The 19,892-nt window shown below is 64.8% G+C and carries 18 protein-coding genes and 1 pseudogene; 12 read left to right on the top strand and 7 right to left on the bottom strand.

The genetic code is table 11. The features are described from left to right. Positions 1–129: 129 nt before the first annotated feature. Both J4D28_RS30645 and J4D28_RS30640 read left to right on the top strand, forming a co-directional pair. Positions 130–900 (top strand): annotated as a pseudogene (locus J4D28_RS30645) (MCP four helix bundle domain-containing protein); the annotation flags it as partial. After that, complete coding sequence (locus tag J4D28_RS30640) at positions 892–1,755, top strand: methyl-accepting chemotaxis protein (RefSeq protein WP_371356849.1); 864 nt, start codon at positions 892–894, stop codon at positions 1,753–1,755. The pseudogene J4D28_RS30645 and the gene J4D28_RS30640, both read left to right, overlap by 9 nt. 79 nt (positions 1,756–1,834) lie before the next feature. Here J4D28_RS30640 and fabB read toward each other — a convergent pair whose 3' ends face one another. The 5 genes from fabB to J4D28_RS04310 all read right to left on the bottom strand — a co-directional run bounded on the left by fabB (position 1,835) and on the right by J4D28_RS04310 (position 8,783). Continuing rightward, on the bottom strand, positions 1,835–3,055 hold the full coding sequence (gene fabB, locus J4D28_RS04330; RefSeq protein WP_009047783.1) for a beta-ketoacyl-ACP synthase I: 1,221 nt from the start codon (positions 3,053–3,055) through the stop codon (positions 1,835–1,837). Between the two features lie 11 nt (positions 3,056–3,066). Further along, positions 3,067–3,582, bottom strand: a complete 516-nt coding sequence (fabA, locus tag J4D28_RS04325) for a 3-hydroxyacyl-[acyl-carrier-protein] dehydratase FabA (protein WP_007931558.1) — start codon at positions 3,580–3,582, stop codon at positions 3,067–3,069. Between the two features lie 248 nt (positions 3,583–3,830). Then, positions 3,831–5,732, bottom strand: coding sequence for an ATP-binding protein (locus tag J4D28_RS04320; RefSeq protein WP_041987187.1), 1,902 nt, complete (start codon positions 5,730–5,732; stop codon positions 3,831–3,833). After that, entirely contained in the window at positions 5,729–6,658 is a 930-nt protein-coding gene (locus tag J4D28_RS04315) for an ABC transporter substrate-binding protein (protein ID WP_028681900.1), read from the bottom strand. The genes J4D28_RS04320 and J4D28_RS04315 overlap by 4 nt, the downstream gene beginning before the upstream one ends. A gap of 1 nt (position 6,659) precedes the next feature. Continuing rightward, a complete protein-coding gene (locus tag J4D28_RS04310) occupies positions 6,660–8,783 on the bottom strand; it encodes a TonB-dependent siderophore receptor (protein ID WP_103331292.1) in 2,124 nt (707 codons plus the stop codon). A gap of 194 nt (positions 8,784–8,977) precedes the next feature. Here J4D28_RS04310 and J4D28_RS04305 point away from each other — a divergent pair, with 194 nt between their 5' ends. From J4D28_RS04305 to J4D28_RS04260, 10 genes are all read left to right on the top strand, one after another. Next, entirely contained in the window at positions 8,978–10,003 is a 1,026-nt protein-coding gene (locus J4D28_RS04305; RefSeq protein ID WP_009042808.1) for an NAD(P)H-dependent glycerol-3-phosphate dehydrogenase, read from the top strand. Positions 10,004–10,021: 18 nt separating this feature from the next. Beyond that, positions 10,022–10,369, top strand: a complete 348-nt coding sequence (locus tag J4D28_RS04300; RefSeq protein ID WP_007931570.1) for a DUF4389 domain-containing protein — start codon at positions 10,022–10,024, stop codon at positions 10,367–10,369. Continuing rightward, positions 10,366–10,815 (top strand): phosphohistidine phosphatase SixA, encoded by a 450-nt coding sequence (gene sixA, locus J4D28_RS04295; protein ID WP_009047787.1) that lies wholly within the window; start codon positions 10,366–10,368, stop codon positions 10,813–10,815. The genes J4D28_RS04300 and sixA overlap by 4 nt, the downstream gene beginning before the upstream one ends. 217 nt (positions 10,816–11,032) lie before the next feature. Further along, a complete protein-coding gene (locus J4D28_RS04290) occupies positions 11,033–12,700 on the top strand; it encodes an AMP-binding protein (protein ID WP_009047788.1) in 1,668 nt (555 codons plus the stop codon). A 30-nt stretch (positions 12,701–12,730) separates the two neighbouring features. Further along, a complete protein-coding gene (locus J4D28_RS04285) occupies positions 12,731–13,174 on the top strand; it encodes a hotdog fold thioesterase (RefSeq protein WP_007931583.1) in 444 nt (147 codons plus the stop codon). A 114-nt stretch (positions 13,175–13,288) separates the two neighbouring features. Then, the gene (locus J4D28_RS04280) at positions 13,289–14,095 is read left to right on the top strand and encodes an alpha/beta fold hydrolase (RefSeq protein ID WP_103331293.1); all 807 of its coding nucleotides are present in this window, start codon (positions 13,289–13,291) and stop codon (positions 14,093–14,095) included. Beyond that, on the top strand, positions 14,092–14,946 hold the full coding sequence (locus J4D28_RS04275; protein WP_103331294.1) for an alpha/beta hydrolase: 855 nt from the start codon (positions 14,092–14,094) through the stop codon (positions 14,944–14,946). Before J4D28_RS04280 ends, J4D28_RS04275 begins: the two co-directional genes overlap by 4 nt. Before the next feature lie 50 nt (positions 14,947–14,996). Beyond that, a complete protein-coding gene (locus tag J4D28_RS04270; RefSeq protein ID WP_103331295.1) occupies positions 14,997–15,656 on the top strand; it encodes a glutathione S-transferase family protein in 660 nt (219 codons plus the stop codon). Positions 15,657–15,664: 8 nt separating this feature from the next. Further along, a complete protein-coding gene (locus tag J4D28_RS04265; RefSeq protein WP_038631081.1) occupies positions 15,665–16,471 on the top strand; it encodes a DUF4892 domain-containing protein in 807 nt (268 codons plus the stop codon). 83 nt (positions 16,472–16,554) lie between these two features. Next, complete coding sequence (locus tag J4D28_RS04260) at positions 16,555–17,607, top strand: AI-2E family transporter (RefSeq protein ID WP_009047793.1); 1,053 nt, start codon at positions 16,555–16,557, stop codon at positions 17,605–17,607. Between the two features lie 309 nt (positions 17,608–17,916). Here J4D28_RS04260 and J4D28_RS04255 read toward each other — a convergent pair whose 3' ends face one another. Both J4D28_RS04255 and J4D28_RS04250 read right to left on the bottom strand, forming a co-directional pair. After that, positions 17,917–18,954, bottom strand: a complete 1,038-nt coding sequence (locus J4D28_RS04255; protein WP_103331296.1) for a HAMP domain-containing sensor histidine kinase — start codon at positions 18,952–18,954, stop codon at positions 17,917–17,919. Then, entirely contained in the window at positions 18,954–19,718 is a 765-nt protein-coding gene (locus tag J4D28_RS04250; protein ID WP_009047795.1) for a response regulator, read from the bottom strand. Before J4D28_RS04250 ends, J4D28_RS04255 begins: the two co-directional genes overlap by 1 nt. Positions 19,719–19,892: the final 174 nt, after the last annotated feature.

Raw genomic sequence — 19,892 nt, 5'->3', positions numbered from 1 at the left:
CGCCCAGGCATCGGAGTGCTTGGGCGTTTTGATATCACGTTTTCGTCTTAAGCAAATTTTCCGCGACCCGATACTTTCAACAGCAGCCCGCTGCATGGCGAATGCAGCGCTTTTGGAAGGAACCGGAGAATGAGCATCAGGAGTCTCAACATTGCACCGCGCGCGGGCCTGGGCTTCGGCCTGCTGGCGTTGATGGTGTTCGGTCTGGGGGCGTTCGCCCTGCTGCAGATGGCGAACATGCGCGCGCAGTCCGACGAGGTCGACAACAACTGGCTGCCCAGTGTGATGTCGGTGGGCGAAATGAATCAGGACCTGCTGCGGGTCCGCGCGCTGACCATGCGCTTGCTGCTCAACCGCAGCCCCCAGGCCCTGGCGCAGAACGAAAGCAAACTCAATGAAATCAAGCGCGGCATGACGGTGGCCCAGGAGCGCTATAACGCGCTGATTGTGCTGCCGCAAGAGCGTGTGCTGTTCGATCGCTACAAAGCCGCCGAGAAGCGCTACCTCGAGCATCAGAACCAGGTAATGGCACTGTCGCAACAGGGGCGGGTCGAGGATGCGGTCGCGGTGGTCAATGGCGAGATGAGCCAGCTGGCCGATGAGCTGGCGGGCACCCTCAATGAGTTGGTGGCCCTGAACCGGCACAACGCCAACCTGGCCACCGAGCTGGCCAGGGCGGTGTTCAGCAACGCCAAGGTCTGGGTAGTCGTGATGGTCGTGGTGGCTGGCCTGATGACCATTGTCCTGGCCCTGTTGCTGACCCGCAGCATTGTGCTGCCGCTCTCGCAATCGCTGAACGTGGCCGAAGTGGTGGCCGGCGGCGACCTGACCGAGGACATCCGCATCAGCGGCAAGGATGAGCCGGCGCGCCTGCTGCAGGCGCTCAAGGCCATGCAGCACAGCCTGCGGGAGACCATCCGGCGCATCTCCGACTCTTCCAGCCAGCTGGCTTCCGCTTCGGAGGAACTCAGTTGCGTGACCGAGGACGCCACGCGCGGCCTGCACCAGCAGAGCCAAGAAATCGAGCAGGCGGCGACGGCGGTGAACCAGATGACCGCCGCGGTGGAGGAGGTGGCCAGCAATGCCGTGGCGACATCCGAGGCCTCCCGCCAGTCCGACCTGATTGCCCAGCATGGGCGTGAGCAGGTGCGACAGACGGTACAGTCCATCGAGTCCCTGGCCGACGACGTGACCGCCAACGCCTCCCAGGTCGAAGAGCTGGCGCAGAAGGTCTATGGCATCAGCAAGGTGCTGGATGTGATTCGTTCGGTGGCCGAGCAGACCAACCTGCTGGCCCTGAATGCCGCCATCGAGGCGGCGCGGGCCGGGGATGCCGGCCGCGGGTTCGCCGTGGTGGCCGACGAGGTGCGGGCGCTGGCTCATCGCACCCAGCAATCGACCCAGGAGATCGAGCAGATGATCGGCGGCATTCAGCTGGGCACCGAGCAGGCCGTCAGCTCCATGCAGCAGAGCAACAGCCGGGCCCGTTCGACCCTGGAGCTGGCCAAGGCGGCGGGGGCGGCGCTGGAGGAAATCGCCGGGGCGATCACCCTGATCAACGAGCGCAACACGGTGATTGCCAGCGCCTCGGAGGAGCAGGCGGCAGTGGCTCGGGAGGTGGACCGCAACCTGATGAACATCCGCGACCTGGCCATGCAGACCTCGGCCGGGGCCAACCAGACCAGCGCCGCGAGCCAGGAGCTGTCACGGCTGGCGGTGGACCTGAACACCCTGGTGGCGCGTTTCTCGGTGTAAGGGCTTCGGGAAAACAGTCGCCCAATAAAAAACGCCCCGAACCAGTCGGGGCGTTTTTCATAGAGCGAAGCGGCGGGGCTTACTTGCCCTGCCAGCGCTTCAGGACCAGGGTGGCGTTGGTGCCGCCGAAGCCGAAGCTGTTGCTCATCACGGTGTTGATGGTGGCGTCTTCGCGAGTCTTGGTCAGGATCGGCATGTCGGCCACTTCCGGATCCAGCTCTTCGATGTTGGCGGAACCGGCCATGAAGTTGCCTTCCATCATCAGCAGGCAGTAGATCGCTTCGTGAACGCCGGCGGCGCCCAGGGAGTGACCCGACAGGCTCTTGGTGGAGCTGATGGCTGGAGCCTTGTCGCCGAACACTTCACGCACGCCTTTCATTTCCGCGACGTCGCCGACCGGAGTCGAGGTGCCGTGGGTGTTCAGGTAATCGATCGGTGCGTCGACAGTGGACATGGCCATCTGCATGCAACGGATTGCACCTTCGCCGCTTGGCGCCACCATGTCGTAGCCGTCGGACGTCGCGCCGTAGCCAACGATTTCGGCGTAGATCTTCGCGCCGCGGGCCAGGGCGTGTTCGAGCTCCTCGACCACCACCATGCCGCCACCGCCGGCGATGACAAAACCGTCACGCTTGGCGTCGTAGGCACGGGAAGCCTTGTCCGGGGTTTCGTTGTACTGGCTGGACAGGGCGCCCATGGCGTCGAACAGGAACGACTGGCTCCAGTGTTCTTCTTCACCGCCGCCGGCGAACACGATGTCCTGCTTGCCCATCTGGATCTGTTCCATGGCGGTACCGATGCAGTGGGCACTGGTGGCGCAGGCAGACGCGATGGAGTAGTTCAGGCCCTTGATCTTGAACGGAGTGGCCAGGCACGCGGAAACGGTGCTGCTCATGGTCCGCGTGACACGGTATGGGCCAACGCGCTTGACGCCTTTCTCGCGCAGGATGTCCAGCGCTTCCATCTGGTTCAGGGTCGAGGCGCCGCCGGAGCCGGCGATCAGGCCGGTACGCGGGTTGGAAACCTGCTCTTCGGTCAGGCCGGAGTCGGCGATGGCGTCTTTCATGGCCAGGTAGGCGTAAGCCGCCGCGTGGCCGACGAAACGATAGATCTTGCGATCGATCAGCTCTTCGAGGTTGAGGTCAATGGAGCCGGAAACCTGGCTACGCAGACCCATTTCGGCATATTCCGGGTTGAAGCGGATGCCAGGGCGACTTGCACGCAGGTTAGCGGAGACGGTCTCTTTGTCATTGCCCAGGCACGAAACGATGCCCAGACCAGTGATAACGACGCGGCGCATGCGGATAACCCTTAGAAGTTGTCAGTGGAGGTGAAAACGCCGACCCGGAGGCCTTCGGCGGTGTAGATTTCGCGGCCGTCGACGCTGACCGAACCATCGGCGATGGCCATGTTCAGCTTGCCCTTGAGGACGCGCTTGATATGAATGTTATAGGTAACTTTCTTGGCGGTCGGCAGCACCTGGCCAAAGAACTTCACTTCGCCCGAACCCAGGGCGCGACCGCGGCCCGGCAGGCCTTGCCAGCCCAGGAAGAAGCCAACCAGTTGCCACATGGCGTCGAGGCCCAGGCAGCCCGGCATCACCGGATCGCCTTCGAAGTGGCAGGCGAAGAACCACAGGTCGGGGGTGATATCCAGCTCGGCGACCAATTCACCTTTGCCGTACTTGCCACCCTCTTGGCTGATATGAGTGATGCGATCCACCATCAGCATGTTCGGGGCGGGCAGTTGCGCGTTACCTGGGCCGAACAGCTCACCGCGACTGCAGCGCAGCAGATCTTCCCGAGTAAAGGCGTTTTGTTTGGTCATGCGAGCTCCTCAATAGTCCCATGCGGCAGGGTGGGGCAAATCTTCCCGGCCGATCGAAGCGTTCATGCCTCGAGCCGGCAGCCTACTCATAGACTATTGCGTTGTGGTGAAAGTCACAGCACAAGGGACATGAATGTACACTTGTGCACTGAAATTATTATACAGGCCCTGTGAGGGGCCTGTTCGGGTGCCTAAGACTGCCGCACTTTCGCCCTTCACGCCAGTCGCAGATGGTCGATAAATGGCCGCTACTGCACCCAACGTTGGAGTATTTGCTGCAGATCCGTGCGTTTGAACGGCTTGGCCAGGTAATCGTTCATTCCCGCCGACAAACACGCTTCGCGGTCGCCCTGCAAGGCGTTGGCGGTCAAGGCGATGATCGGCAGGTCGGCGCATCCGGGCAGTTGGCGGATCTGCCGGGTGGCCTCGTAACCGTCGATCAGCGGCAGTCGGCAATCCATCAGGATCGCCTCGAAAATCAGGCTTTCGGCGCTGCGAATGGCCTGGGCGCCGTCGGTGGCGATGCTGACCGTGAAGCCCAGGCTGCGCAGCATGGCCTGGATCACGGTCTGGTTGACCGGGTTGTCTTCCACCAGCAGCACGTTGCGTCCTTCGCCATGGGCATGCCCGCTGTGCACCCGCGGCGCCAGCACCGGCAGGCTTTGCTGGTACAGCGCCAGCGGGATCTCCAGGGTGAACACCGAGCCGCGGCCTTCCTCGCTCTGCGCGCGCAGGGTGCCGCCCATGCGTTCGGCCAGGGTGCGGGCGATCGGCAGCCCCAGGCCGGTGCCGCCATAACGCCGGGAAATCGAACTGTCGGCCTGCTGGAAGGCGTTGAACATCAGTTCCAGGCTTTGCGGGCTGATGCCGATCCCGCTGTCGCGCACGCTACAGGTGAACCACAGCAGTTCATGGTCCAGGGCCTGCCATTGCGGCTCGATGGTGACGCTGCCTTGTTCGGTGAACTTCAAGGCGTTGCCGATCAGGTTCACCAGGATCTGCCGGATGCGCGTCGGGTCGCCTTTGACTTGCAGCGACTCCATGCCGGGCGGCAAGCGCAGTTGCAGGTCCAGCCCGCGCTGCGCGGCGCTGTGCTGGAAGGCCTGGGCCGAGCTGCTGATGAGTTCGGCGAGGTTGAACGGGATGTGCTCCAGCTCCAGGGCCGAGCGCTCGATGCGCGAAAAGTCGAGGATGTCGTTGATCACCTTGAGCAGGTGCTCGGTGGACTCGGAGGCCAGCGCCGCGTACTCGTGCTGCTCATCAGTCATTTCCGTGGTTTCGAGCAGTTGCAGCATGCCCAGCACGCCGTTCATGGGCGTGCGCAGTTCATGGCTCATCATCGCCAGGAAGTCCGACTTGGCGTTGTTGGCCCGTTCCGCTTCTTCGCGGGTCTGGATCAATTGCGCCATGGCCTGGTGCTGCTCGCGGCTGGCCTGCTCGAGGCCGGCGGCGAGGTTGTTGATATGCCGCGAAAGATCGCCCAGCTCGGCATCGTCGACGATCGGCAGCGGAGTCTTGAAGTCACCCTGTTGAATGGCCTTGACCGCGGTACCCATGGCGCTGATCGGCTGCGACAGGCTGGCCGCCAGGCGGCGGGCCAGGAGGAAGGTGAACAGCAGGGCGAACAGCGCGAGGATGCCGGCCTTGAGCAGGATCTCCTGCTGGCGCTGGCTGAAGGCGTCGTTGGACATGCCGACGATCACCCGCCCCAGGTAGTCCTCGTTCGGGCTCACGCTGGCGCTCGGGTCGTCCTGGAAAAAGTCGTTGCTGAGCTGGATGCGTTGCAGGCGTACCGGGGCCTGGAACACTTCTACCTGCTGGGAGCGGTTGTGGGTCTCCGAAGGCTGCTCGACGTACACCAGGATCTTGTTGCGGCTGTCCTGGACTTCGAGAAAGCGCACATGGGGCGTGGCCAGGGTGGCCTTGAGCAGGCTCTCGAGGCCTTCGCTGTTGCCCGAGATCACCCCGTACTCGGTGGCCGGCGCCAGCTGGTTGGCGATCAACTGGCCAGTGTGGTTGAGCTCCTGGCGCAGATCCTGGATCCGCACGAAGGTAAAGAAGCTGATCAGCAGCAGGGTCAGCAGCAGCGCCGGGCCGAGACAGATGATCTGGGTGCGGGTACTGATGTCCCAACGGCGACGGAAGGTCATGGGCGTTTTTCTCCTTCGGCCAGCTGGGTCGCCACCGATTGCTCGTCAATCGGTTCGACACCCAGGGAGCGTGCCACTTGCGGGTTGCTCAACACCTTGAACGGTTGCGGATACAGGGTACGCGGCCAGTGGGTCGTGGGCCGGTCCAGCAAATCGTCGAGCACCTGCAACCAGTCGTCCTGGTCGCTGTAGGTGCTGGCCAGGCTGCCAGCCTTGACGAAACCGGCATTGGGGCCAATCAGCGCCAGCTGCCGGGCATAGCTGCTCAATAACAGGTTCTTCGCGGTTTTCGGGTTGTACAGCTGTGGGTCGTCCAGCCCCAGCAGGACGTCGCTGCTTTTCAGCAGGCTTTGCAGCGGGCGACTGTCATTGGTGTCGTCCCAGCGCTCGGCGACGATTTCCAGCCCCAGGGGATGGGCGGCCTGGTGCAGTTCCTTGAGCAGGAATTCACTGTCGGCGCCGTAGAGCACGCCGATCCGCCGGGCCTGGGGGAGGATCTTGCGGATCAATTGCAATTGCCGAGCCAGCGGCGGGTCGCTCCATAACAGGCTCAGCCGGGGCGAGGCCGTTGCCCCAAGGCGCTGCTGGGCCTGGATCCGGCCGATGCGCAGTACCAGGGTGGCCGGGCCCTGGGTATCTTTCTGGCGCCACTCCAGGCTCGCCGGGTCGAGCAGGATCAGCCGGGTGCCCGCCGGCAATTGACCGGGGGCAGGCAGGTTGGCCAGGAGTTCGAAGCGCACTTCGTCCTGTGGCCGCTGTTGCGCCAGTGCCTGGGCGAAGGCCCGCACGCCGGTGCTGTCTTCGGCGCCGGTCAGCAACACCTGGGCCGCCCATGCGGGGAGTGCACCCCAGAGGCAACAGAACAGCAGCAGGCGAACCCGGAATCGGCTCAAGGCAAGCGTCATCCCTGACTGACGGTGGCTCATGCTAGAACGTCAACTCCGCACTGAAGTAGAGGACGTGTTGCGAGTCATAGTTGTTGTCGACAAAGGTGGTGGGCTCGTTGTCGAGCCGTTGCTGGAGCACGCCGGCCAGCTCCAGGCTGCCCTTGCCCAGGGGGATGCGCTTGGCGACGCGGGTATCGACCCGTTCGAAGCGGTAACCGTTGAGTGCGCTGGAACCATAGTAGAAGAGCGCGCTGGACCAGCCCTGGCCCCAGTCGCGCAACCAGCCCGCCGAGCCGCTGTGGCGCGCGGTCAATTGCTCGTCCAGCGGGTTGCTGGCCTCGGCATCGACATAGGCGTACGTCAGGCGCAGCCGGTCCGCCGGGTCCAGGCGCCAGTCCAGCTGGGTTTCAGTGCCGACGAAGCGTGAGGAGTTGCTGTTGCTGGCAATGTACTGGTTGTTGCGCAGCGGCTCGCTGATCATCCCGCTGATTTCGTCGTAGAACAGCTTCACATCGAGGTTCAGCCCGAGGTCGGCGAAAAGGCCGTTGTAGCCCAGCTCCCGCGAGCGCATGCGTTCCTGGTCGAGGTTGCCCGGGCCGCGGGTCTTGACGAAATACTGGGCGCTGGGCTGGCCGTAGGCGGTCGGGCTCAGCTTGGTGACCCGGTAGCTCCAGTTGACGTTGTTCTCGAACATGTCCGGCGAGCGGATCGCTTCCGAATACACCGCCCGCAGGCCGTGGCGCGGGTTGATCAGGTAGTTGACCGCCACCCGCGGGGTCAGCGAGCTGCCGCTCAGTTGCGAGTCCTCGAACATGGCGCCGCCCTGCAGCAGCCAGTGTTCGGTGGCGCGCCATTCCAGCTGGCCGAACGCGCGCCAGGTGCTGTCGTCGAGGGTGCCGTTGAAATAGGTTTCCGAGTCGGCGCGGTCGTAGCGATAGTTCAGGCCGCTGACCAGGCGCACGCCGTCGGACAGGCTCAGGGTGTCCTGCAGTTCGAGGTCGTAGCGCGATTCACGGGCGCTCTGGTCGATATCCCCGCACACCGTGCGCTTGGCGCCGTCCTTCCATTGCGTCAGCACCTGGTTCGCCAGGGCCTGTTCGGCCGCGGTGCCCGGAGGGGCGCCGGAGCCGGTGAAATTCTCCATGTGCCGGGCCAGCAGTTCGGCGTAGTTCGGGTTGAGCTGCCAGAGGCGGGTCAGTTCCGGGCTGAACGACACTTCGGCGTCACAGGCGCGCCAGTTCTGCTGGCGGTCCCAGTGCTGGGCCGAGCCTTGTATATAAAGGCTATGGTCCGGGTTGATGTCGAGGTTCCAGCGCAGCGAGCCGGCATAGTCCTTGGCTATCACGTCGGAGTTGTAGCCGGCCGAGGTGATACCGGAGAACACCGGGCGGTAGGTATAGGGGCGCTGGTTGCTGCCTTCCTTGGCGCTGAGCTGCCAGTCGATGCTCTGCTGCTCGTTGAGCATCTGGCTGACCGACAGGCTGAAGCGGTTCAAGCGCCGGCTGTCGCGGTAGTCGGCGCCGTTGCGATCGCTGTCGAAACCGTCGTCTTCCTGCCCGGAGAGCGAAAGGCGCAGGTCGCCGCTGTCCCAGCCGGTGCCCTGGCTGGCGTACCAGTCGCTGATACCGCGCTGGCCGCGGGTGACCTTGACCCGCGTGCCGTGGCTGTTGGCGGGCGAGCGGGTAATGATGTTGATCACCGCCATCAGCGCATTGGCGCCGTAACTGACGGTATTGGGGCCGCGGAACACCTCGATGCGCTCGATGTCCTCCATGGTCACCGGAATGTCGCTCCAGTCCACGGTGGCCAGGCCCGCCCGGTACACCGAGCGCCCGTCGATCAGCACCTGCATGCGCCGCGCTTCGCTGGCATTGGTGCCGTGATAGTTCACCGCGGCCTGGTTGCCGTTGATATTGCCGACCATCATCCCCGGCACCAGGCGCAGCAGCTCGCTGATGTCGCGGGCGCCGCTGGCGTTGATCAGTTCGCTGTCGAGCACGGTCATGCTGCCGGGCACGGCCGCGGGGGACTGTTTCAGACGGGTGGCGGTGAGGATTTCCGGCAGCGGCTGGCTGTCCAGGAACAGATCGTCGGCCAACGCCGGGGTGCTGCAAAGCAGCGCCAGCAAGAGCGATGGGCGGGAGAGGGGAGGGCCAGGATACACGGCACAGCCTTGATAACGGATAATTGCCGCGCATGTTAACCGAGATGACCGGGTTTTCCAGTCGATAACCCCGACAATCCGGGGTCTAATCGGCGTTTTCCCGGCATTTGTGCCTAATTGTTCACGGGGCTGGCCGCCGCAGGGCCGCCCCGTATAATGCCGCCATCGCCACTGTATGGATTGACGGATTGCATATGACTGAACAGCGCCCTATCGCGGTCCTGGGAGGCGGAAGCTTTGGTACCGCCGTGGCCAATCTGCTGGCCGAGAACGGCCATCGGGTGCGGCAGTGGATGCGTGACCCGGAGCAGGCGGAGGCCATTCGCATTCATCGCGAAAATCCGCGTTACCTCAAAGGCATCAAGATTCATCCGGCGGTGGAGCCGGTGACCGATCTTCTGGCCACCCTGAACGACAGTGATCTGTGTTTTGTCGCCTTGCCCTCCAGCGCTCTGCGCTCGGTGCTGGCACCCCATGCGCAGCTGCTCGCCGGCAAGCTGCTGGTCAGCCTGACCAAGGGCATCGAGGCGCAGACCTTCAAGCTGATGAGCGAAATCCTCGAAGAGATCGCGCCCCAAGCGCGGATCGGCGTGCTGTCCGGGCCGAACCTGGCCCGTGAAGTGGCCGAGCACGCCTTGACCGCCACCGTGGTCGCCAGTGAAGACGAAGAACTCTGCCAGCGCGTGCAGGCGGCCCTGCATGGCCGTACCTTCCGCGTCTATGCCAGCGCCGACCGCTTCGGCGTCGAGCTGGGCGGGGCGTTGAAGAACGTCTACGCGATCATCGCCGGCATGGCCGTGGCGCTGGGCATGGGGGAAAACACCAAGAGCATGCTGATTACCCGGGCGCTGGCGGAAATGACCCGTTTCGCCGTCAGCCAGGGCGCCAACCCGATGACCTTCCTCGGCCTGGCGGGGGTTGGCGATCTGATCGTCACCTGCTCGTCGCCCAAGAGCCGCAACTATCAGGTCGGTTTCGCCCTGGGCGAAGGCCTGAGCCTGGAAGAGGCGGTGGACCGGCTCGGCGAGGTGGCCGAAGGCGTGAACACCCTCAAGGTGCTCAAGGTCAAGGCACAGGAAGTGGGCGTATATATGCCGCTGGTGGCCGGATTACATGCCATCCTGTTTGAAGGTCGCACGCTGAATCAGGTCATCGAGCTGCTGATGCGCGGCGAGCCGAAAACCGATGTCGACTTTATCTCCCCCAGTGGTTTCAACTGAGCAGGACAGGAGCGAGACATGAACGATACGAATTCCGAAGCCAAGTATGAATCCATCCTCCTGCGTGTGCTGTGGATGCTGGTGTTCGTGCTGGTCTGGCAAGTGGCGCAATTCATCCTCGGCGCGTTGGTGCTGGTGCAGTTGATCTACCGGCTGATCTACGGCTCGCCAAGTGCCAGCCTGATGAACTTCGGCGACAGCCTGAGCCAGTTCCTGGCGCAGATCGGCCGCTTCGGCAGTTTCCACACCGACCAGAAGCCTTGGCCGTTCGCCGACTGGCCGGCCCCGCGCGCCCCTGAAGGCGAAGCGCCGCACGTGGTGCCACCGGCGCCCCATCCGGTGCGCGACGAGGAGCCCAAGCTGTGAAGCTCTGGGTGTTGCGCCACGGTGAAGCCGAGCCGCATGCACGCAGCGATGCCGAGCGCAACCTGACCGAGCATGGCCGCGAGGAAGCGCTGCGCAGCGCCGCGCACCTGATCGGCCAGCCGCTCAGCGCGATCATCGCCAGCCCTTATGCGCGGGCGCAGCAGACGGCGAAGCTGGTGCGCGAAGCCCTGGGCTTCGAAGCGGATATCCGCACCGTGTCCTGGCTGACGCCGGACAACAACCCGTTGTCGGTGGTCGCCCAGCTCGATTCGGCGGACAACGTGCTGCTGGTCAGCCACCAGCCGCTGGTGGGTAACCTGATCGGCCTCCTGCAGCATGGCCATCTGCGCAATCCCCAGCCGATGCACACCGCAGGCCTGGCGGAACTCGAAGGCGACTGGCCGCTGGCCGGCCTGATGACCCTCAACAGCATCAAGAATCCCTGAACCCTGTAGGAGCGAGGCTTGCCCGCGAAAGGAAGCGGCGCGGACTGTCTGAAGCAGCGCGTTCCTCTTATCGCGGGCAAGCCTCGCTCCTACGACGATCTGTGCTTTTCGCTACATTTCTTAACTTGCAGCGTTCCTTTGTGCGTGGAATAGTCGCCCGAGCAAGTGCTTGGTTGGCTAGCCTCACGATCAGAACAAAAACAAAGGAGCGAGTCGCATGTCTGCTGCTTTTCGTTTGCCGCTGGAAGTGTTCTACGAGCGCGAAGCTCGTCATCCCCGCCAACGTTTCCTGGTCCAGCCCCTGGGCGGTGGCCGGGTCGAAGAGCTGACCTGGGCCGACGTCGGCCACCAGGCCCGCTGCGCCGCCCACTGGCTGCGCGCCCGCGAGCTGCCGCCGGGCAGTCATGTCGCGATCATTTCCAAGAACTGCGCCCACTGGATCATCGCCGACCTGGCGATCTGGATGGCCGGTCACGTTTCCGTGCCGCTGTATCCCAACCTGACCGCCGATTCGGTGGCCCAGGTGCTGGAGCATTCCGAGTCGGCCCTGGTGTTCATCGGCAAGCTGGATGACTGGCCGGTGATGGCCCCCGGCGTGAAGCCCGGGCTGCCGACCATCAGCCTGCCGATCTGCCCCGAAGGCCGCTTTGACTTCACCTGGGACCAGTTGCAGCAGTGCTCGCCGATCCAGGACGACCCCAACCCCGCCGCCGAGCAACTGGCGACCATCATTTACACCTCGGGCACCACCGGCCTGCCCAAGGGCGTGATGCACAGCTTCGGCACCCTGGGCTTTGCGGCGACCCGCGGCACCCAGCTGTTCGGCCTCGGGCCGACGGACCGGCTGTTGTCCTACCTGCCGCTGTGCCATGTGGCCGAGCGCATGTTCGTCGAGCTGGCGGCGATCTATACCGGGCAGACAGTGTTCTTCGCCGAGAGCCTGGAGACCTTTCTCACCGACCTGCAGCGGGCGCGGCCCACGGCGCTGTTCGGTGTGCCGCGGATCTGGACCAAGTTCCAGATGGGCGTGTACAGCAAGGTTCCGGCCAAGCGCCTGGACTTCCTGCTGGGTCTGCCGTTCATCGGCAAGCGGGTCGGGCACAAGGTGCTGGCCGGGCTGGGGCTGGATGCACTGCGGGTCGCCTTGTCCGGCGCCGCGCCGGTGCCGCAGACCCTGTTGGACTGGTACCAGCGCCTGGGCCTCGACGTGCTGGAGGTGTACGGCATGACCGAAAGTTGCGGTTATTCTCACATCGGCCGCAGCGGCCAGCATGTACCCGGCTGGATCGGTCGGCCTTGCCCGGACGTCGAGGTGCGGATCGACGAGGCCGGAGAGGTCCAGGTGCGCAGTGGGGCGACCATGCTCGGCTACTTCAAGGACCCACAGAAGACCGCGGAAACCGTCACCGCGGATGGTTTCCTGCGCACCGGCGACAAGGGCGAGCAGGACGCCGATGGCAATCTGCGCCTGACCGGGCGGCTCAAGGAAATCTTCAAGACCAGCAAGGGCAAGTACGTGGCCCCGGCGCCGATCGAGAACCGGCTGGCGGTGCATTCGCGGATCGAGCAGGTGTGTGTGGTCGGCGATGGCCTGAGTGCGCCGCTGGGCCTGTGCGTGTTGTCCGCGGCCGGTTTGCAGGACGCCGCCGGCGGTGCCCGTGGCGGCCTGCATGCGAGCCTGGAAAACCTGCTCGATGAGGTCAACGGCGCGCTCGATAAACATGAACGCTTGCACCGCCTGGTGGTGGTGAAGGACAGTTGGGCGGTGGAAAACGGCTTTCTGACCCCGACCCTGAAGATCAAGCGCAATGTCATCGAAGCCACCTACGGCGAGCGCTTCAAAGAGTGGAGCGAGCGCTCCGAAGCGGTGCTGTGGCAGGATTGAGCGCGGTTAACCCCCCTAAAGGATGCAGTGATGAGCCTATGGCGTACCACCCCGAACATCGAGCAACTGAACGCGATCCAGAAAAACACCATCGGTGAGGTGCTGGACATCCGCTTCGAGTCCTTCGACGACGAATCCCTGACCGCTAGCATGGTGATCGACCATCGCACCCACCAACCCTATGGCCTGCTGCACGGCGGCGCCTCGGTGGTGCTGGCGGAAACGGTCGGCTCCATGGCCAGCTACCTGTGCATCGACGCCAGCAAGTTCTACTGCGTGGGCCTGGAGATCAACGCCAACCATCTGCGCGGCCTGCGTTCCGGCCGGGTGACGGCGGTGGCCAGGGCGATTCATATCGGGCGTACCACCCATGTCTGGGATATTCGCCTCTGCAGCGACGAAGGCAAGGCCAGCTGCGTATCGCGCCTGACCATGGCCGTGGTGCCGCTGGGGCAGACGCCGCCGGCGCGTTGAGCGGTACCCATAGGCTGAAGCGGAGTGTCATCATTCTTGACCGTTACTGTCATTGCCGTCGGGCAATGGCGTGCGGACAATCAGCCATCGTTTTTTGTTCATGAGTTAGCCGGTATGTCGCAACAGGTGTTTTTCGCTCACGCCAACGGGTTTCCCTCGGGGACCTACGGCAAGTTGTTCGCCGCCCTGGCGCCCGAATATCAAGTGGCGCATTTGCAGCAGCACGCCCACGATCCGCGCTTTCCGGCGGACGACAACTGGCTCAACCTGGTGGACGAACTGATCCACCATCTGCAACAGCAGGCCGAACCGGTGTGGGGCGTCGGCCATTCCTTCGGCGGCGTCCTGCACCTGCACGCGGCGCTGCGTTGCCCGGAGCTGTATCGCGGGGTGGTGATGCTTGACTCGCCGGTGCTGACCCGTGCCGATCAATGGGTGATTCGCGCCGCCAAGCGTTTCGGTTTTATCGACCGCCTGACCCCCGCCGGCCGGACCCTGGGCCGGCGCGAGGAGTTCAGCGACCTGGAGTCGGCGCGCAAGTACTTTGCCGGCAAGACCCTGTTCCGTGGCTTCGACCCCGAGTGTTTCGACGCCTACCTGCAACACGGCCTGCATCAGGTCGACGGCCGTTTGCGGCTGCGCTTCGACCCGGCCACCGAGATCAGCATCTATCGCGGCGTACCGCACACCAGCCCGGGCCGCCCCCGGCAGTTGAAGGTGCCGCTGGCGGTGGTGCGCGGGCGTCAGAGCCGGGTGGTGATGAAGCATCACGCCAGCAGTGTCGGGCGCATGCCCCATGGCGAATCCCTGAGCATGCCGGGCGGGCACATGTTCCCGCTGGAGCGCCCGCAGGACACCGCGGCCCTGCTGAAAAAACTCTTCAGCCGCTGGGAAACCCGCACCGAACGGAGCTGCGCATGAGCGCCGCGGTGGAAGAAGTCCGCCTGAGCCTGCCGCATATCGAGCTGGCGGCGCACCTGTTCGGCCCCGAGGACGGTTTGCCGGTCATTGCCTTGCACGGCTGGCTGGACAACGCCAACAGCTTCGCGCGGCTGGCGCCCCGGCTGCGCGGCTTGCGCATCGTCGCCCTGGACATGGCCGGGCATGGCCATTCCGGGCACCGCCCCCTGGCTGCCAGCTATGCGCTCTGGGATTATGCGTATGACGTGTTGCAGGTCGCCGAGCAGTTGGGCTGGAAACGTTTTGGCCTGCTCGGGCATTCCCTGGGCGCGATCGTCTCGCTGGTGCTGGCCGGCTCGTTGCCCGAGCGGGTAAGCCACCTGGCGCTGATCGACGGGGTGATTCCGCCGACCGCCACCGGTGAGAATGCCGCCGAGCGCATGGGCATGGCCCTGCAGGCCCAGCTGGACCTGCGGGAAAAGCGCAAGCCGGTCTACGCCACCCTGGACCGCGCCATCGAAGTGCGGATGAAGGGCATGGTCGCAGTCAGCCGCGAAGCCGCCGAACTGCTCGCGCAACGCGGCCTGATGCCGGTCCCGGGGGGCTACACCTGGCGCAGCGACAGCCGCCTGACCCTGGCTTCGCCGCTGCGCCTGACCCAGGAACAGGCCATGACCTTCGTCCAGCGCCTGTCCTGTCCGACCCATCTGGTGGTGGCGGCCGACGGTATGCTGGCCAAGCACCCGGAGTTGCTGGAGCGGCTACCCTTTAGCCGGGAACAGCTGCCTGGTGGCCATCACCTGCACTTGAACGACGAAGCCGGCGCGAGCCTTGTTGCAGACTGTTTCAATAGGTTTTTCGCCGTTTCTTGACTTGCAGCGGGCAACTGTCGAGGCTGGGCGGGTTGAAATGGGAGACAACCATGATAGATCTCTACACCGCTGCGACCCCGAATGGCCACAAGGTCTCTATCGTGCTCGAGGAACTCGGCCTGCCTTATACGGTGCATGCCCTGAGTTTCGACAAGAAGGAACAAAAGGCTCCAGGCTTTCTCAAGATCAATCCCAATGGCCGGATTCCGGCGATTGTCGACCGCGCCAACGGCGATTTCGCCGTGTTCGAATCCGGCGCGATTCTCCTCTATCTGGCTGAACTCAGTGGGCAGTTGCTGCCCAGCGATCCCAAGGGCCGTTCCCGAGTGATCCAGTGGCTGATGTTCCAGATGGGCGGCATCGGCCCGATGCAGGGCCAGGCCAATGTGTTCTTCCGCTACTTTCCGGAAAAGCTCCAGGGCGCCATCGATCGTTACCAGCATGAAACCCGGCGCCTGTACGAGGTGCTCGACACCCGCTTGCAGGAGGTCGAATTCCTCGCCGGCGACTACAGCATTGCCGATATCGCCACCTTTCCCTGGGTACGCGGCCATGACTGGTCCGGGGTTCCGGTGGAAGGCCTGACGGCCCTGCAACGCTGGATGGCGACCCTCGAGGCGCGACCGGCGGTGCAGCGCGGGCTGCAGGTTCCGCAGCGTACGGATGACGCCAGTGTCATCAAGGGTGCCCAGGCCATGCTGATCCGATGAGAGCATCCATGCGTTTATTCAGTGTCCTGCTGCTGTCCTGTGCCAGCCCCTTGCTCCTCGCCGCCGACTTGCCCGGCAGCCATGACCTGCCGATCGTGCCGCGCATGCCTGACGCGCAGATCGTCGACTACCGTCCGGCGGCCGAGATGGAGCGGATCTATCCCATGGGCTCGATCCGCAAGATCAGCGGCCAGCTGCGTTTCGATGGCCAGGTCGGCGCGCGCGGCACCGCGACGTCGGTGACCTACGAGCTGCCGCCGGAGCATTCCTCGACCGCGGCCTTTACGGCTGCCCGCGAAGCCTTGCAGAAGCAGGGCGCCGAACTGTTGTTCTGGTGCCAGGCCCGGGATTGCGGGGAAAGCAGCCTGTGGGCCAACGAGGTGTTCGGCAACGCCAAGCTGTACGGCGCCGATGTCCAGCAGGCCTACCTGCTGTTGCGCCTGGCCGCGCCCAACGACAACTCGCTGGTGGCCCTGTACAGCATTACCCGTGGCAATCGCCGGGCGTACCTGCATGTCGAGCAGTTCGACGCCAGTACTCCCCTGGGCGAGTTGTTGCCGACCTCGGCTACTCTGTTGCGCCAGCTCAAGGACACCGGCGAACTGGACCTGCCCAAGCTCGGCGGCGAACCCCAGCCCACCTGGCTGACCTTGCTGTCACGCGGGTTGAACCTCGATGCCACCTTGCGGGTCAGTGTTTCCGGGCCGAATGCCGAAGCCTGGCGCCAGGCCCTGATCGGCCAGGGCGTGCGGGCGGCCCGCATGGAAACCGGCGGCAGCGAGGCCCCAGGCCTGCGCCTTGAGCTGCTGCGCTGAACTGTTGCATTGAACGGGCGCAGGCGAACGGGTGATCCGCCTTTCGCCTACGCTTGGTGAGTTGACCTTTCTCGAGATCCTACATGCTCAATAATGATCGCCTGTTGGTGCAGATCCTGCTTCTGGTGCTGTTCGGCGCCAGCTTCTGGGTCATGGCGCCGTTCTGGTCCGCGTTGTTCTGGGGGGCGGTCCTGGCGTTTGCCAGCTGGCCGCTGATGCGCCTGCTGACCCGCTGGCTCAATGGCCGCGAGTCCCTGGCCGCGGCCGTGCTGACCCTGGGCTGGATGCTGCTGGTGGCGGCGCCGCTGGTCTGGCTCGGTTTCAACCTGGCCGACCATGTGCGCGATGCCACCGCCTTTATCAAGGATGTGCAGGTCGACGGCCTGCCCGAAGCGCCGAGCTGGCTGGCCGGCGTGCCCTTCGTCGGTGAACGCCTGGTGGGGCTGTGGGACAGCATCGACCAGCAGGGCGCGGCGATGATGCTGGCGATCAAGCCTTACCTGGGGCAGGTCGGCAACTGGCTTCTGGCTCGCAGCGCGCAGATCGGTGGCGGGATCCTCGAACTGACCCTGAGCATCGTCTTCGTGTTTTTCTTCTATCGCGACGGCCCGCGCCTGGCGGCGTTCGTCCATGGGCTGCTGGAGCGCCTGATCGGCGACCGCGCCGGCTACTACATCGAGCTGGTGGCCGGTACGGTGCAGCGGGTGGTCAACGGTGTGATCGGCACCGCGGCGGCCCAGGCGATCCTGGCCCTGATCGGCTTCCTGATCGCCGGCGTGCCGGGCGCGCTGGTACTGGGGATTGTCACCTTCCTGCTCAGCCTGATTCCCATGGGCCCGCCGCTGGTGTGGATTCCAGCCACCGCCTGGCTGGCCTGGAAAGGCGAATACGGGATGGCGGTGTTCCTCGGTATCTGGGGCACCTTCATCATCAGTGGCGTCGACAACGTGCTCAAACCCTACCTGATCAGCCGGGGCGGCAACCTGCCGCTGGTGATCGTGCTGCTCGGGGTCTTCGGCGGGCTGATCGCCTTCGGTTTCATCGGCCTGTTCATCGGCCCGACCCTGCTGGCCGTGGCCTACAGCCTGTTGACCGACTGGAGCGCCAGCCAGGCGCGGGTCGAAGACAAGCGCTGATCCATGCAGAACGCGGGCATTCGTGCCCGCTCCTGTAGCCGCTGCCGAGCCTGCGAGACTGCGATCGACCGCGAAGCGCCGTAAAACCAGGCCATGCATTCTTCCAGGCAGAAACCTGATGCTCACAAACGCAGCATGGGTGGTCTGCCGGAGCTAAGGTGTTGACTGGTTTACGACCGCTACGTCGGAGTGCCGCCCAAGCCGATCGCAGCCTCGCGCTGCTCGGCAGCGGCTACGGTGACGGCGGCGCTCAGGCGGCGAGGTGTCGTGGGTATGTGAGCGTTGTACCGGTCGGTACACACCGGCGGTTCAGACGCGGGGCAGGCGCACCACGGTGGTCAGGCCGCCGCCTGGGGTTTCTTCCAGGTGCAGTTGCCCGCCCAGGCGTTCGGCGGCCTCGCGGGCGATGGTCATGCCCAGGCCGACGCCGCCGGAGTTGCGGTTGCGCGAGCCTTCCAGCCGATAGAAGGGTTCGAACACCGCTTCGCGCTGGTCTTCGGCGATGCCCGGGCCATGGTCGATGACCCGGATCAGCACCTGCTCGCGGCTGTCCTGCAGGCTGATGCGGGCATGCCCGGCATAGCGCAGGGCGTTGTCCAGCAGGTTGTTCAGGCAGGAACGCAGGGCCATCGGCTGCACTTGCAGGGGCGCGCAATGGCCGCTGGTCTGCACGTCGGCGCCCTGGTCCTGGGCGTTTTCACAGAGCGATTCCACCAGCGCCTGCACATCCATCCACTGCACAGCCTCGCTGGTGCGCTGTTCGTGCAGGTAGCTCAGGGTCGCGTCGAGCATGCTGATCATGTCGTCGAGGTCCTGGCGCATCTGGCCCTGCAGCCTGTGGTCTTCGATCTGTTCCAGCCGCAGCTTGAGGCGCGACAGGGGTGTGCGCAGGTCATGGGAAACCGCGCCGAGCATGCGCCCGCGCTGCTTGACCTGTTCCTGGATGCGCCGTTGCATCAGGTTGAAGGTATGGGCCGCCTGCCGTGCTTCCCGCGGGCCGGACTCGTCCAGCGGCGGGCTGTCGAGGTCTTCGCTGAGACGCTCGGCGGCGTCGCTCAGGCGCTGGATCGGCCGGGTCAGCAGCTTGGCGCCGTACCAGGCGGCGATGATCAGCGAGATGAACTGGAAGGTCAGCGGCACGATCGGCCCGCCGAACCAGGGGCGCGGCGGCCGCGGTTCGAAGCGCCCGTTGCCGGGCAGCGGCTGGCCGCTGAACTCGCCGGCCGGCGGGCGCGGGGGCGGGCCGTAGAGGCGGAACCAGAAGAAGGCGAGCAGGTGGGCGAGCACGATCGCGATCAGCAACACCCCGAACAGGCGGCCGAACAACGTATCGAAGCGCCCACGCATCAGCCGATGTCTCGGGCGTCGAACAGGTAGCCTTCACCGCGCACGGTCTTGATCAACTGCGGCGATTTCGGGTCGTCGCCGAGCTTCTGCCGCAGGCGCGAGACCAGCAGGTCGATGCTGCGATCGAAGGCTTCGATGGAGCGGCCACGGGCGGCGTCCAGCAACTGTTCGCGGCTCAGCACCCGGCGCGGACGTTCGATGAACACCCAGAGCAGGCGGAACTCGGCGTTGGACAGCGGTACGACAAGACCGTCGGCGGAGATCAACTGGCGCAGCACGCTGTTGAGGCGCCAGTTGTCGAAGCGGATATTGGCCCGCTGTTCGGTGCGGTCGTCGCGGACCCGACGCAGGATGGTCTGGATCCGCGCCACCAGTTCCCGGGGCTCGAAGGGCTTGGCCATATAGTCGTCGGCCCCCAGCTCCAGGCCGATGATCCGGTCGGTGGGTTCGCAACGGGCGGTGAGCATCAGGATCGGGATGTCCGATTCGTTACGCAGCCAGCGGCACAGGGACAGGCCATCCTCGCCGGGCAGCATCAGGTCGAGCACCACCACGTCGAAGTGTTCCGCCTGCAAGGCCTGGCGCATCGCCGCTCCGTCGGTCACACCGGTGGCGTGGATGTTGAAACGGGCCAGGTAGTCGATCAGCAGTTCGCGGATCGGTATGTCGTCGTCGACGATCAGCGCCCGGGTGTTCCAGCGCTTGTCGTCACCCGTGCCAGGTGCTTTCTGATCGTCATTGAGGGGAGCTGGAGTGTTATGCATGCGTGCGATCATCTGCCAGGTAGGCTGCCTGCCACAAAGAGGGGCGGCGAGGTGGTGGCTTCAGCATAGGCGTCCGGCCCTGGGGCTGGAAGTGCTGTTCGGGAGTGTTGCGGCTGGCGAGGGTAGCCGGGCTGGTTGTTGTCGGCGTGTCGGGAGTGTATCGGGCTCGACACA

Origin of the sequence: Pseudomonas sp. GW531-T4 (genome assembly GCF_017349615.1) — a bacterium.
Taxonomy (GTDB): Bacteria; Pseudomonadota; Gammaproteobacteria; order Pseudomonadales; family Pseudomonadaceae; genus Aquipseudomonas; species Aquipseudomonas chlororaphis_I.
The sequence above is the reverse complement of the archived record's forward strand: the minus strand, read 5'-3'. Positions and strand labels throughout refer to the sequence as shown.

Coding starts and splice junctions, on each gene's coding strand:
- fabB (WP_009047783.1), bottom strand. CDS start 3,055: ATGCGCCGCGTCGTTATCACTGGTCTGGGCATCGTTTCGTGCCTGGGC.
- J4D28_RS04315 (WP_028681900.1), bottom strand. CDS start 6,658: ATGAGCCACCGTCAGTCAGGGATGACGCTTGCCTTGAGCCGATTCCGG.
- J4D28_RS04300 (WP_007931570.1), top strand. CDS start 10,022: ATGAACGATACGAATTCCGAAGCCAAGTATGAATCCATCCTCCTGCGT.
- J4D28_RS04305 (WP_009042808.1), top strand. CDS start 8,978: ATGACTGAACAGCGCCCTATCGCGGTCCTGGGAGGCGGAAGCTTTGGT.
- J4D28_RS04255 (WP_103331296.1), bottom strand. CDS start 18,954: ATGCGTGGGCGCTTCGATACGTTGTTCGGCCGCCTGTTCGGGGTGTTG.
- J4D28_RS04290 (WP_009047788.1), top strand. CDS start 11,033: ATGTCTGCTGCTTTTCGTTTGCCGCTGGAAGTGTTCTACGAGCGCGAA.
- J4D28_RS04320 (WP_041987187.1), bottom strand. CDS start 5,732: ATGACCTTCCGTCGCCGTTGGGACATCAGTACCCGCACCCAGATCATC.
- J4D28_RS30640 (WP_371356849.1), top strand. CDS start 892: ATGCAGCACAGCCTGCGGGAGACCATCCGGCGCATCTCCGACTCTTCC.
- fabA (WP_007931558.1), bottom strand. CDS start 3,582: ATGACCAAACAAAACGCCTTTACTCGGGAAGATCTGCTGCGCTGCAGT.
- J4D28_RS04280 (WP_103331293.1), top strand. CDS start 13,289: ATGTCGCAACAGGTGTTTTTCGCTCACGCCAACGGGTTTCCCTCGGGG.
- J4D28_RS04275 (WP_103331294.1), top strand. CDS start 14,092: ATGAGCGCCGCGGTGGAAGAAGTCCGCCTGAGCCTGCCGCATATCGAG.
- J4D28_RS04285 (WP_007931583.1), top strand. CDS start 12,731: ATGAGCCTATGGCGTACCACCCCGAACATCGAGCAACTGAACGCGATC.
- J4D28_RS04250 (WP_009047795.1), bottom strand. CDS start 19,718: ATGCATAACACTCCAGCTCCCCTCAATGACGATCAGAAAGCACCTGGC.
- J4D28_RS04265 (WP_038631081.1), top strand. CDS start 15,665: ATGCGTTTATTCAGTGTCCTGCTGCTGTCCTGTGCCAGCCCCTTGCTC.
- J4D28_RS04260 (WP_009047793.1), top strand. CDS start 16,555: ATGCTCAATAATGATCGCCTGTTGGTGCAGATCCTGCTTCTGGTGCTG.
- J4D28_RS04270 (WP_103331295.1), top strand. CDS start 14,997: ATGATAGATCTCTACACCGCTGCGACCCCGAATGGCCACAAGGTCTCT.